11 protein-coding genes and 2 pseudogenes are annotated in these 13,352 nt (G+C 62.3%); 3 read left to right on the top strand and 10 right to left on the bottom strand.

The annotated features are described in order from the left end of the window. Positions 1-113: 113 nt before the first annotated feature. A complete protein-coding gene (locus AABE10_RS10890) occupies positions 114-1,058 on the top strand; it encodes a LysR family transcriptional regulator (protein WP_342933263.1) in 945 nt (314 codons plus the stop codon). On the opposite strand, the pseudogene AABE10_RS10885 reads toward AABE10_RS10890, so the two are convergent. The 10 genes and pseudogenes from AABE10_RS10885 to AABE10_RS10840 all read right to left on the bottom strand — a co-directional run bounded on the left by AABE10_RS10885 (position 1,024) and on the right by AABE10_RS10840 (position 11,458). Further along, positions 1,024-1,960 (bottom strand): annotated as a pseudogene (locus AABE10_RS10885) (amidohydrolase family protein). The gene AABE10_RS10890 and the pseudogene AABE10_RS10885 sit on opposite strands and share 35 nt — an antisense overlap. Next, positions 1,960-3,282: an MFS transporter gene (locus AABE10_RS10880; RefSeq protein ID WP_342933262.1), complete on the bottom strand. Its 1,323-nt coding sequence runs from the start codon at positions 3,280-3,282 to the stop codon at positions 1,960-1,962. Before AABE10_RS10880 ends, AABE10_RS10885 begins: the two are co-directional and overlap by 1 nt. A gap of 12 nt (positions 3,283-3,294) precedes the next feature. After that, positions 3,295-3,897, bottom strand: a complete 603-nt coding sequence (locus AABE10_RS10875) for a hypothetical protein (RefSeq protein ID WP_342933261.1) — start codon at positions 3,895-3,897, stop codon at positions 3,295-3,297. After that, positions 3,894-5,174, bottom strand: coding sequence for an MFS transporter (locus AABE10_RS10870; RefSeq protein ID WP_342933260.1), 1,281 nt, complete (start codon positions 5,172-5,174; stop codon positions 3,894-3,896). The genes AABE10_RS10875 and AABE10_RS10870 overlap by 4 nt, the downstream gene beginning before the upstream one ends. Further along, positions 5,171-6,217: an amidohydrolase family protein gene (locus AABE10_RS10865; RefSeq protein WP_342933259.1), complete on the bottom strand. Its 1,047-nt coding sequence runs from the start codon at positions 6,215-6,217 to the stop codon at positions 5,171-5,173. Before AABE10_RS10865 ends, AABE10_RS10870 begins: the two co-directional genes overlap by 4 nt. A gap of 12 nt (positions 6,218-6,229) precedes the next feature. Next, entirely contained in the window at positions 6,230-7,384 is a 1,155-nt protein-coding gene (locus AABE10_RS10860; protein WP_428983297.1) for a porin, read from the bottom strand. Positions 7,385-7,428: 44 nt separating this feature from the next. Continuing rightward, entirely contained in the window at positions 7,429-8,808 is a 1,380-nt protein-coding gene (locus tag AABE10_RS10855; RefSeq protein WP_342933258.1) for an MFS transporter, read from the bottom strand. A gap of 55 nt (positions 8,809-8,863) precedes the next feature. Beyond that, positions 8,864-9,790: an SMP-30/gluconolactonase/LRE family protein gene (locus tag AABE10_RS10850; protein WP_342933257.1), complete on the bottom strand. Its 927-nt coding sequence runs from the start codon at positions 9,788-9,790 to the stop codon at positions 8,864-8,866. A 22-nt stretch (positions 9,791-9,812) separates the two neighbouring features. Then, positions 9,813-10,760: an NAD(P)-dependent oxidoreductase gene (locus tag AABE10_RS10845; protein ID WP_342933256.1), complete on the bottom strand. Its 948-nt coding sequence runs from the start codon at positions 10,758-10,760 to the stop codon at positions 9,813-9,815. Next, positions 10,760-11,458, bottom strand: a complete 699-nt coding sequence (locus AABE10_RS10840) for an RraA family protein (protein WP_342933255.1) — start codon at positions 11,456-11,458, stop codon at positions 10,760-10,762. The genes AABE10_RS10845 and AABE10_RS10840 overlap by 1 nt, the downstream gene beginning before the upstream one ends. Before the next feature lie 166 nt (positions 11,459-11,624). Here AABE10_RS10840 and AABE10_RS10835 point away from each other — a divergent pair, with 166 nt between their 5' ends. Together AABE10_RS10835 and AABE10_RS10830 are read left to right on the top strand one after the other, a co-directional pair. After that, positions 11,625-12,335, top strand: a complete 711-nt coding sequence (locus AABE10_RS10835; RefSeq protein WP_342933254.1) for an IclR family transcriptional regulator — start codon at positions 11,625-11,627, stop codon at positions 12,333-12,335. A 143-nt stretch (positions 12,336-12,478) separates the two neighbouring features. Further along, a pseudogene (locus tag AABE10_RS10830) lies at positions 12,479-12,649 on the top strand (IS66-like element accessory protein TnpA); the annotation flags it as partial. Positions 12,650-13,352 lie beyond the last annotated feature (703 nt).

Genomic DNA, 13,352 nt, shown 5'->3' with positions numbered 1-13,352 from the left:
GAGCCGTGAAAAGCTGAACTTTTTTGATGTGAGATCAAGAAAAGGTGATGCTCCCGCGCATATCGATGTGTCATTCTTCGAGCAGCGAAAAGCCCATTTTGTCGAGAGCACCCATGATTCTTCGAGCCCTACGCGCCTTCCTGGCCTTCCATCGACTCGGCACGGTCGCCTCTGCAGCTCGGGAGGTGAACTTGTCGGCGGCAGCCGTGAGTACACAACTCAGACTTCTCGAAGAGCGGTTAGGGACGAGCCTCTTCGTGCGCACGAAGCGCTCGATGGTGCTCTCGTCCTCCGGAGTGCGATTGGTACCGTTGGCGGAACGACTGCTCGCCGACTATGAGGAAATGCTTTCGCTGTCGAGTTCCGAGACACTGCAGGGCAGGATTACCCTTGGGGTTATCAATTCAGTCTTGATCGGCATTTTTCCCGCGGTGCTGCTTCGGTTGAAATCTGAGCATCCCCGTTTTCAAATAAAGGTCGAAATTGGAACATCCCAGAATCTTGTGAGCAAAGTTGAGGCAGGTTTGCTCGACGCGGTCGTGGTTAATATGCCGCCGACTGCGCTCGACGACGATTTCGCCGTCCACCCGTTATATACGGACCCGGTTGCCCTCATACAGCCCGCCTCGATGACGTACGCGTCCTTTACCGAAGCGTTGCGGAATGAGCCTTATCTAGCGCTGGAAAGGAACACATGGGTCGGTCGCGCGATAGACCAATTTCTGATTAGGGAGGGCGTGACGGCTCAACCCGCCTGGGAGCTGGACTCGCAAATCGCCGTGCTTTCCGCGGTACGCTCTGGCCTCGGCGTTTCGATCTTGCCGTTGATCCGCGGGACCGATGTCGAGCAAGACCACGCGGTGAGGGCGGTACGTCTAAGTGGGATCGAGCGAGTCGTTACGCTGATCGAAAAGCGCGTTCATCCTTACGCGCACTTGACTGCCGAGCTGATTCGCACCGTCATGGACGTATCGCGAGAGCACGACACTTCGACGCAGCAACGGACAAGGTGCCCGCGCTCTGCTAGGCGAACCGATACAACTTCGCCGGATTGGTGACGAATATCAGTTGCTGCCAATCCGCGCGCCCGATCCAGCCGGCGATAACATCCAGCATGCTCGCATCATCCGGCTTGTCAGTTTTTTGGGTCGGATGGGGCCAGTCAGTTCCCCACAGCATCCGCTCCGGCGCCATGTCGATCAGTGCTTTCGCTACAGGCGCGACATCTCCGTAGGCGGGCCCTCCCGTCTTGCTGTCGACGTATGGACCTGACAGCGTGATCCACGTGTTGCCCTTCTCAACAAGGCGTCGCGCCGTGCGTAAGGCATCCGACGACAGGCCGCCGGGTTGTGGCACGTGCGCTATATGATCAATCACAAGCGGACAAGGCAGCGCCAGAAGATGACGCTCCAGTTCGGGCAGGCGCGCGCCCTGCACGACCAGTTCGATATGCCATCCGAGGCCCGCAATGCGCGCGGCGAGTGGCGCGAGCATGTCGAGCGTCGTCGCGCCCGGATAGCTCAGGTTGAAGCGAACCGCGCGAATGCCCCCGCCATCGAGTTTGTGCAGTTCCGCATCGCTCACTGAAGCGTCGACGACGGCAACGCCGCGCGCATTGTCACCGAACTGCTCGAGGGCTTGCAGCGTGCAACGGTTATCCGTTCCGTACGTCGACGGCGTCACGACCACATTGTGCTTGACGCCGAGGCGCGTCTGCAGGACGCCGGTATTGTGCGACTGTCGCATTCGGCGGACGCAGCGTCGCGCCTGGCGCGACCGGGAAGCGGTCGTCGTAGATGTGCATGTGACAATCGACGGTGCCATCCGGCAGGCTGAACGCTGGCCGTTCCGTGCCGTTCGACCAGGTTTCTTCTGCGCAAACCAACTTCGGGAGCGCAGCGGTAGCCAGCGCGGCACCGGCGAAGGCCAGAAACTCACGTCTCGCAATGGGCCGCGTCATCAAACGGCCTCCGTTTTGCCAGCGACATGGCTCGCCTGTCCGTTACGCGTCAGCAACAGCAGGGTCGCGACGCTCACAAGCGTGAGAATGGCGAGCGGCATCAATGCGAGCGCATAGCTGCCCGTTGCATCCTTCACCCATCCGTAGACATTCACCATCAGGCCGCCACCGAGGAGGTTCGCGATTGCATTCACCGTCGCGAGACCCGCTGCCACGGCGCTGTTGGACAGCATGTCGGTGGCGAGCGCCCAGAAAGGCCCCTTGAACGAATACGCGCCGACCAGCACCGCGCAGAGCATGCAGATCGTCGGCAGCAGCGAGCCGCTCAGTGACGTCGCGAACAGGCCCAAGCCAATCAGCAGCATGGGCACGACCGTGTGCCAGCGGCGTTCGCCGAGACGGTCCGAGCGCCGGCCCCAGTACACCATCAGTACAGATGCGATCGCGTATGGGACGGAGTTCAGCAGCCCCGTCTGCATGACGGTCAGCCCAAACGACTTGAGCAGTTGTGGCTGCCAGACGGACAGCGTGCTGCCCGCCGCGGATGCGCACGCATCGACGAGCGCGAGACACAGCACGTAGCGGTTGCGGAACAGCTGTGTGAGCGGCAGCGACGGCACCTTTTTCGGCGTCTTGTGAGCGGTGGCAAGTTCATCAACGAGCCACGTACGTTCTTCGTCGTCGAGCCACTTCGCATTTTTTGGCTTGTCCGTCAGCATGAATAGACACGCGATGCCTAGCAGCACGGTCGGGACGCCTTCGAGAATGAAAAGCCACTGCCACCCGCGCAGGCCCCACAAGCCGTCCATCTGCAGAAGCAGTGCCGAGATCGGCGAGCCGATGAAGCTCGCGGCCGGAATCGCGACCATGAACGTCGCGACAATGCGCGCGCGATACGTCGCCGGAATCCAGTACGAGAGATACAGCAGCACGCCGGGAAAGAAGCCCGCTTCGGCGGCGCCGAGCAGAAAGCGCAGGACATAGAACGACGTCGCGTTATGCACGAGCGCGGTCGCCGCCGACACGATGCCCCAAGTAATCATGATCCGCGCGATCCAGATCCGCGCGCCGTACTTTTGCAGTGCGAGATTGCTCGGCACCTCGCAAAAGAAGTAGGAAATGAAGAACAGGCTGCTGCCGAAGCCGAACACCTTCGCCGACATGCCAAGGTCGTGATTCATTTGAAGGGAGGCCATGCCCACGTTGCCCCGGTCGATAAAGGCAAGCAGATAGCACACCATCAGAAAGGGAATGAGTCGCCAGACGACCTTTCGTATCGTCCGGCGCTCGATCGTGGACTTGTCCATAAATCCGGTTTGCATCGTCGTCTCCGTTTATTGTGCGCCTGCGCGCTGATTCGTGAATCGTTGCCATGCAATGACGGCGATGGCGCCACTGGCGAGCACCACCGCCATGACTGCGAACGTGTGTCGTACGCCTAGCGCTTCGGACGCGGTCCCAACAAGCAGATAGCCGAACGGCATCGTGCCGTTGTAGGCCATCCCGTACATGCCGAACGTGAGCAGCAGGACCTGACGCGCGGGTGTCTCGACCGCACTGGACACGCCGATGGCGAGCGCATGCGCGAGCATCAGCTTCACGCCGAGCGCGCCGAGCAGCGACAGCGTGAAAAGACTGGCCGTCAGGACCAGCGACGCCGTGAGCACCCACAGCGTCGCGCGCTTTGCGTTGGCCGAACTGATCTGCGAACCGGCAATCGGCGCGACGATCAGCTGCGGTCCATACAGCAAAAAATAGAGCAGTGCGCGAATCGCCGCCGACCCCGACAGGTGATACACGAGCAGGTTCAGCGTGACATTCTGCGTCCAGCTTCCGAGCACGGACGCGACCTGTCCGCTCAGATAACGTCTCAGCGACGCCTCGGCAAGCGCCGGAAACAGTCTGCTGACGAAGCCGGTTTGCGCCGCCACCGTCATGACAGCGCCCTGCCGCGCGTTTCGGGCGCGAAGAATACGACGACGGCGGCGGCGATGAATGCGACGATGGTTGTCGCAAGTCCCAGCACGAATCCGGCGGAAGTCGACGCGAGCGCGCCGATGATCAGCGGCGCGATGAAGCCGCCCAGACGGCCGCCGTTGTACGCGAGGCCCATCAGAAATCCGCGCGACGCCGTATTGCCGATGATCTCCGCGAGGAACGGTCCCGCTCCCGCGAAAATGCCGTTCACGCTGAAGCCGGTCAGAAAGATCGCGACCATCAGCAACAGCGCGTCCGACGACAGGATGTACACGCCCACGGCCCCCGCCCCGATCAACAGATAGGTGAGGAACATCGGACGTCGGCCGAGCCGGTCGACGAAGGCAGAAAACAGCAGGAATCCGCTGATCGCGCCGAACTGCAGAGCAAGCACGAACTTCAGGCTATGCACGAAGTCGAGATGCTTCACCGTGACAAGGAACGTCGGCGTCCACGTGAAGACGCCCCAGTACAGGTATTGCAAAAAGAAGATGAACCCGAACGCCGTCAGCAATCCACGGACATTGAGCTTGCCGCTGCCCGCCGCGTCAACGCGCTGAACCTGCGACTTCGCCTGCTTGCGCTCCAGCCAGATCGGCGATTCAGGCGTTTTTCTGGCGACCCAGAAGAGGATGAAGAAAGGCAACGCACCGATCAGAAAAAGCAGACGCCAGCTGTTGCCGCCAAGACCGTTGTTCACGCCGCTGACGATGCCTGAAATCGTGATGGCGAGAATCGCGCCGATGGGCAATCCCATCTGCATCAGCGCGCCGCCCTTGCCGCGCCGGCTCGCGTGCCATGTCTCGGCAATCAGCGCGGCGCCGGCCGTCCAGGTACCGCCCATGCCCAACGCGCCGAAGAAGCGCAATGTCGCGAACCAGTGCTCGTTCGGCGCGAACGCAATCAGCCCCGAGAACAGCGAATAAATGCCGACGCAGAGCAACGCGGTACCGACGCGCCCCAGCCGGTCCGACACATAGCCGAACAGAATGCCGCCGACGATCTGCCCCGCCGCCGTGATGCTCGTGAACAAGCCCAACTGCGCCTTGCTCAAGCCGAACTGAAGGGCGAGGGTCGGCAGCAGAAGCGAAAGCAGGAACGAGTCGTAGCTTTCGAATGTCCAGCCCAGTCCCGCGAGCGACAACGAACGCCACTCGGTGCCCGTGATATTCCTGAGTCCTTTGGCTTCGGCACCGTCAATGAATTCGGTTGTCGCAACCGTTGCGCTCGTCTTCATGTCTTGTCTCCGGGAATAGCGAGGCGATAAGTAGTCGCCGCCGTCCCGCTGAAGAGCGCGGATTTTTCATCGGCGGACATCGCGGACGCGAGTCGTTTGAAGGTGTTCCACAGCACGCCGTAACTGAACATCGCTTTGTCGACGGGAAAGTTGCTTTCAAACATGCAGCGATCCACACCGAACAGTTCGACGCAGGTGTCGAAATACGGCCGCCACGCAGAGGCCAGTTCCTCGGACGAAGGCGGCAGCTCGCGCGTGGGGAAGTCGAAGCCGAACACGTTCATGCCCGCACCGCCAAGCTTGATGCGCGTGTTGGGCAGGTTCGCGAGGCGGGCGAGTTTCTGCTTCCATTCGGCGTGAACAGCCACGCGTTGACCGGCGTACGGACCCACACCCAGCGGACCGCCAAAATGATCGATGACGACCGTCACGCGATCCGCCGCATGCGCGAGTTCATACAGATCGTCGAGTTGCGTGTGATAGACCCATGCATCGAGCGACAACCCGAAGCGGCCGAGCGCCCTGACACCCTGCCGGAAAACCGGATTCGCCATCAGGTCGCGCGGCGGCGTCACGGGGCTCGAACTCACTTCGGGACTCGCATGCCACGCGAGCGGATTGCGAATGCCGCACAGACGTCCACCCGATACCTGCAGCATGGTTTCGAGCACGGCATCGAGTTCCGCTCCAAGCGTCAGATCCGCGCCGCCGACGATCGCCTCGCAGCAGCGCGCCCGTCCATACGCGCCGCTCGCGAACATCGCGGCGATGCCGTTGGCGAACTCCACTTCGCCGACGGGCTTCATCGCATCGGGACCGTCCTGGCGCAACATCGAGCGGCATTGCACGTAGACCGTCGACACGACCCGATGCCCGCTCGCCACATCCTTGCCGAACTCATCCGCGAGATACCGCCCGGTCTGGCGGTCCCACAGATGATGATGCGCATCGACAATCAGCAGCTCAGGCTCCAGAACCGGCTCACTTCGCAAGGCAAGCCAGTCCTGTCGAACCGGAAGATGGGGCGCATGGACTATCTGCACAACGCTCTCTCGTCAGAACTTTTGGCGCATGCCAATCGTGATGCCCGTCTGGTTATAGCCGGGCGCGACCGTACCGTATCCATTGACACCAAGCGTGGATTTGTCCTTGTTGTGAGCAAAGCCCGCCGTCGCGTAAACGTCGGTACGCTTTGACAGCAGGTAGTCCGCGCAAAGAACCGCCAGCCACGGGTCGGCACCCGTCGAATGCACGTCCTGGTAGTAACCGGTGGCCGTGATGATGAAGGCGGGTGTCACGGTGTACTGCGCACCCGCCCAGTAGAGATTCGCAGCGCTGGCTTCCGAGCCGTTTGCAACGACGATCGGGTTCACAGGCAGGAACGCATTCGATGCACGCAGATAGCGGTAGCCCGCGAAGCCCTTCACGGGTCCGATTACATACGAAGCGGCTGCCGTCGCGCGACGCTCGGTGCCCGTGTTGGTCGCGACCGTGTTGCTGTTGCGCTGCTCGTACGAGACGCTCGCCGCGAACGGACCTTGCGCGTAGGTCAGCGCGCCGCTGAAGAAGCGCCCCGTGATTTGCGCGCCCGGCACTTCGGCGCCGTAGCCCGTGTCATAGCGCGTGCTGTACATCGCCTGCGCCGTCAGCGGGCCGAACACGCCCGTGTACTTCGCCGAGTTGTCGATACGCCCGGCCATCGCGTAGTCGAGCGACAGCACCGAGTATCGCGAAGATGCGCCCATCGGGTCGAACGCAACGGCCTGTTCGTAGAGCAGCGAGTTCTGCCGGCCGAACGTCAGTTGCTGGCCTTTGTACGAAAGACCGACCCACGCCTGCCGGCCGAATAGCCGGGCCGTCGTCGTCGCGTTCGGACCGAGACCTTTGGTCGATTGCGCGGTCGTGCCGTCATTGATGTTGAAGCCGTTTTCCAACTGGAAAATGGCCTTCATGCCGCCGCCGAGATCTTCGACGCCCTTCAGTCCCCAGCGCGAGCCGGACAGGTTGCCCGACACTTCACGCGTTTGTGCGCCGCCAGCACTCGTATTGTTGATGTGCTCGATGCCAACGTCGGCGATGCCGTACAGCGTGACGCTGCTTTGCGCATGCGCGGCGCCGCACGACAGGCTGACGCCTGCGGCTGCGAGTGCGCCGAGCATCAGGCGGGTGTTCGTGTTGACGTTGTGGCTGGCTTTCTTGAACAACAGCATGGAGTCTCCAAACAGAGTTTATGGATTGGTTTTGAATGCGTGGATCACACCTTGTGCGCGGACGGCGCTTCGCCCGCGTCAGCGCCCGGATCGCCGAGCCAGGCGATGGTCAGCGCACCGAGCAGCAGCACGCCCGAGACGGCGAGCAGCGGCACCGTGAAGCCGCCCGAGAACTGCTTGAGCGCGCCGATCATCGACGGACCGACGAAGCCGCCCAGATTGCCCACCGACACGATCAGCGCAAGACCGCCGGCAGCCGCCCGCCCCGTGAGGAAACCTGACGGAATGGCCCAGTACGTCGCCTGGAAAGCGAGGATGCCGCTCACCGTGAAGCACAGTGCGATCAGCTTGAGCGCGGGCGTGTCGATGAAGGTGCTTGCACACAACGCGACGGCTGCCACGGCCAGCGCGCCAGCGACATACGGAATGCGGTTGTGCGAGCGATTCGCGACGCGCGCCCACCAGAGCATCACGACCGCGCCGATTGCGTACGGAATCGCCGTGAGCCAGCCGACGACCTCGTGCTCGACGCCGAACTGCTTGATGATTTGCGGCATCCACAGACCGACGCCGAGCGAGCCGACGATGCCGCAGAAGTTGATGAACGCGAGCACGAACACGCGCCAGTTGGTCATCGCATCGCGCAGGTTGCTGCCGTGACGCGCGCCGATGTCGCCCTGTTCCAGCGCGAGACGCTTCGCCAGCGACGACTTCTCTTCTTCGCTCAGCCACTTCGCCTTTTCGGGGCGATCGGCCAGCACGAACAGACAGGCGATACCGAGGATCACAGCCGGCACACCTTCGATCAGCAGGAGCCACTGCCAGCTGCGCAACCCGTGCAAGCCGCCGAGTTCGAGCAGCGCGCCCGAAACGGGCGAGCCGATCATGTTCGCAACGGGAATGCCGACCAAGAACGCGGCCGTCACTTTCGCGCGCCACTTGCCCGGAAACCAGTGCGTGAAATACAGGTAGATGCCGGGCGTGAAGCCCGCTTCGGCGAGACCGAGCAGGAAGCGCGCGGCGGCAAAACTCTTCGGACCGACGACGAACGCCGTCGCCATCGAAAAGAGACCCCACGTGATCATGATCCGCGCGATCCATACGCGCGCCCCGACCTTCTGCATGATCAGGTTGCTCGGAATCTCGAACAGGAAATAGCCGACGAAAAACAGCCCTGCGCCGAAGCCGAACTGCTCGGACGTCAAACCGAGATCCTTGTTCATCGTCAGCGCGGCGAACCCGACATTGGTCCGGTCGAGATAGCTGATGACGTAGCAGATAAAGATGAACGGCAGGATTCGACGGAACGCTTTAGCGAGCGTGCGCTCGCTGGCCGCGTAGTCCTCGCTCGCGATGCCGGGAACGGGCGGCGCTTCTGCGTGCCGCGTGGCGCCGTCGGCGCGCAGGGTTTGCGACATGGTCATGTTTTCTCCTCCATTACGCTTCTGTCGGCGCAATGTATTGATGTGTGGCGGGCGCCTAGCGTCGCTGGGCCAGCTTCGGACGCGACCCGGCAATCGTCATTTCAGCTTTGAGAACCGTCCCCGAAACGGACTCGGTCATGAACAGCGTCTTCATGTCCGAGCCGCCGAAACATAGATTCGTGAGCGAAGCGCCTTCCGGGCTCGTCAGGATTTCGACGGGCTCCGCGCGATGGTTCAGCACCCACGCGCGGCCAAGCCCAGGGTTCGCGACGAAGAGCCGCCCTTGCGTGTCGATGGTCAGTCCATCGGGGCCGCTCGGACCGTAGGACGTGAAGAACTGTCCGACCTTGCTGACGGAACCATCCGCCTGAAGCGGCACGCGCCACACGCAGTTGCCGCGCGTCATGCCGACAAAGAGAACCTTTTCGTCGGGCGACAGCACGAGTCCGTTGGGGCTCGGGCAATTGCCGAGCAGCATGTCGAGCTTGCCGTCCGCCGACAGCCGGTACACACGGCCCGTCGGATCGTGCAGCCCCGTTTGCCCCTGATCGGTGAAGTACAGGTTGCCGTTCGAATCGAACGTGAGGTCGTTCACGCCCCTGAAGCGCTCGGAGTTGCGTCGCTCGAGAAACGGACGCACTTCGCCGCGCGCGACGTCGAGCAGCATCAGGCCGTTGCGATAGTCGGTGATCAGCAGATGCGCATCGTCAAAGCGCTTCATGCCGTTCGGCTCGCCGTCGTACTGCACGACGAGTTCCCACTCGCCCGAAGGCGAAATCCGGAAGACGCGGCCGTGCGGGATGTCGGTCACGAACAGATAGCCGGCCGGGTCCCACACGGGGCCTTCGAGAAACGAGTCCGTGGCGAGGCCGCCGCGATTGGCACGCGCCCAATCGGTCTGGACGTCGGCTTTGCGGAATTTGTCCGGCATACGCGTGAAGACTTCGGCGGTGCGTACTTCGGGCGAGATGAGATAGAACATGATGGGCCTTCTCGTGCGTACTTCAGGCTGCGTTGCGGGCGTGTTCTTCGACGACGGCGAGAACATTGGCGGCGGCGCCCTTGCCCATGTTCACGTACGCGGCATCGCTCACGCCGCCGATATGCGGCGACAGGATCGCGTTCGGAATCTGCTGGAACGGGTGCGGGTTCGTCATCGGTTCGACGTCGAAGCTGTCGAGACCGGCCGAACGCAACTGGCCGCTGGCGAGCGCCTCGGCGAGTGCGGCTTCGTCGATCAGACCACCGCGCGCCGTGTTGACAAGAATCGCGCCGCGCTTGAATCGCGCGAGCGTGTCGCGGTTGAGCATCTGGCGGTTCTCCGCCGTCAGCGGGCAATGCAGCGAGACGATGTCGGAAGCGGCGTACAGCTCGTCGAGGGGCACCAGCTTCACGCCTGCGGGCGCTTCGTTCGCATACGGATCGAACGCGAGCACGTTCATGCCGAAGGCCGCGCCGATCGCTGCGACGCGTCGGCCGATCGCGCCCAGTCCGACGAGACCGAGCGTGCGTCCATCCAGTTCGGCGGACTTGTGCGTGGCCTTGTCCCAGTGGCCTTCGCGCATGCGCGCATCGAGTTGCGGCACGGACTTGGCGCACGCGAGAATCAGCGCCCACGCGTGCTCCGCGACAGCGGCGGCGTTGGCGCCCACGGCCGCGCGCACCGCGATACCGCGCGCGGCTGCCGCGGCCTGATCGATCACGTCGATGCCGCTGCCGTGCTTCGAAATCACCTGCAGGTTGTCGGCGGCGTCCATGATGCGGGCGTTGACCTTGCCGTATCGAACGATGATCGCGACAGGCTTGTGCTGCGCGCACAGTGCGACGATGTCGTCTTCCGTCGGCTGCTTGCCCGCGAACACGACGTCGAACCGGGTCAGCATGTCGAGCGCTTGCGGCGCGAGATCGGCAGCCGTCACGAGGACGACGGGTTTATGCGAAGCCGTCTGCATCACAGCGCCTCGCCTTCCGCCAGCATGCCTGCTGCACGCAGTTCTTTCTCGATCCAGCCCGGACGCACGTCGCCCTTGTGAATCGCCGCGATGCGCGCCGTTTCCATGTCGAGCTTTTTCTGCGCGAGATCGATGATGCGCGCTACGTCGTTGCGCGGAATCACGACCACGCCGTCCGCGTCGCCGACAATGAGATCGCCCGGGTTGATGGCCGTGCCGCCGGCCGAGATCGGCGCATTCACGAGGCCCGCGACGCTCTTGGTCGGGCCGCAGGGATTCAGGCCGGCCGCGAAGATCGGGTAGTCGCCGCCGGCGAGTTCGTGCGCGTCGCGCACCGCGCCGTCGATGACGATGCCCGCTATGCCGCTCGCCTTTGCCTGGGTCGCCATGATTTCCCCGATCAGCGCGCACGACAGATCGCCCTTGCCGTCGACGACGATCACGTCGCCCGGCTTCGCGATCGAAAGTGCGGCGTGGATGGCGAGGTTGTCGCCAGCACGCACTTCGACCGTGACGGCCGGACCCGCGACTTTCATCGTCGGCGACAGCGGCTTGACCCGGCCGTGCAGCGTGCCGCGACGGCCAGCGACGTCGGCGAGGATGGCGGCCTGATAGCGCGCAGCTGCCTCGACGAGTTCCGGCGACACGCGCTCGATATTGCGATTGATGGCGGAAGTACCTGCGGACGTAGTGCTCATGGATTTCATCTCAGTTCGTGAGTTGTACTCTGTACAACGATGGTGTACCAGATGCAATCACTATAGCTAGCGACGGCGCGCCGAGCCACTAGCGTTTACCCGTTTACGGTATAAACCATCGTTTTACTGTGTACAATGCAGCGGAAACGAATGACGGGAGACGGGAATGGGAAACGACGGAGTCGTCGCAGTCGAGAAAGCGCTTTCGCTGTTGGACTGCTTCAGGCCGGGGGCCGAGTCACAGTCGCTTGCGATGCTTGCGCAGGCGTCCGGCATGCACAAGACGACGGTCTATCGATTGATGAACTCGCTGGAGCGAATGGGCTATGTGGTGCGCGCGCAATCGGGCAACTATTCGCTCGGACATCGCGTGCTGTACTTGGGCAAGCTGTACGAGCAGTCCTTCCATCTGTCCACGGTGGTGGAACCGGCGCTGCATGCGCTCGCCGCGCTGACGAAAGAAAGCGCATCGTACTACGTTCCCGACAACGGGCAGCGGCTTTGCCTGTTTCGGGCCGAGCCGTCCGAAGGTCTGCGTGAAACGCGGCTCGCGGGAACGACGCTGCCGCTCGACGACACGGCCATCAGTCAAGTGATCCGTTTCTGGGGACTCGGCGAACCGATCTACGACAGGCCGCCCGCACTGCCGATCTTCACCGCGGGCGCGCGCGACGTGCACACAGCCGCGTTCGCGGTACCGATCTTCGGCGCCGGCGACAAGTTCATGGCGGCGCTGACGTTGTCCGGTCCTGCATCGCGGCTGAGCGCAGCGCACGCGTCGGGCGAACTCGATCGTGTGCAACTGGATGCCGCTGCAGATCTGTCTCGAAGGCTGGGTGCGAGTGCGGCGTTCTGCGAGAAGATTTACGGAGCGTGAGCGCTGCGCTTGCAGAACAATCATTTGAGGCGACGTATTGGAGAGCGACGCGATGCTCGTACGCGCGAATTAAAACGCACTTAGAATTGCAAGCTGAGCGAGCGCAGGCTTGCGTCCACAACTGCAAGTTCCGGACGCAACCAATGACAGAGAACGAGGTTGATTTCATTCCGCTGCGGGTGACCGGCGTGACTGCGGCAGGCAAGAGGAAGTTAGACGCCGAGGGCAAGCGCAAGTTGATTGACGCCTGCCTACAGTCCCGTGCGTCAATTGCCGGACTTGCGTTGAAGGCGGGTATGAACGCAAACCAGCTGCCATACGTCGCCAGCTCCGCGACGAGTTCGCCGGGGACGTCACGCGATGACTCCCGCTGCCGGCAGGGCGTCACCGTCCGTAGCATTGCACTTTCGCAACGATTCGCTGGTCCATTTTGACCCAGCCTCAATCGAGTACATTGGCGAGTGCATCGAATGTCTATGCGACTAGCAATTCCTTTTGTGATGAAGCAATGGACGGAAAGCATGAGTCCTTTCTTGGGCGGTCGAACGATTGCGCAGAGAGCTACAGAGAATCCGAACGAAGTGATTGATTAACGGGAGCACGGAGAGTTTTTCGGTCTGTTATCGTCTATCTGGGAATAACGTGAAGGTAGCGAAGACTAAACGCCTTGTCTTTCTCGAACGGCCTAATATGATAGGTGTTTGTCGACGCAACACCCTAGCGCGTGAGTTACCAGTGGTGCTCATTTGTTGCATTCGCGGTCGTGCTTCGTCTCTTTGTCTGGACCACCGCGGGTCTTTTTGACTGGAAGCCCTCTCTGCCCCTCGCCTTGGGAAGAAGTCGGTCCCCGCAGGTCTACCGATTCTTTTGCTTTCACGAGATCGTCGTGGAGCAGCCCGTCGAGTTCCGAATGGTCCGACGGACGTAGATCCTGTACACGCCAGTCCACCGCCTAATCCGGCCACATGGAGCGCTGAGCCCATGCTCGACCTGGTGGCATCCAATGTGGGCCGAATC

Source organism: Paraburkholderia diazotrophica (genome assembly GCF_038900755.1).
Lineage (GTDB): Bacteria > Pseudomonadota > Gammaproteobacteria > Burkholderiales > Burkholderiaceae > Paraburkholderia > Paraburkholderia diazotrophica_A.
This window is presented reverse-complemented; position numbering and strand designations above follow the sequence as displayed.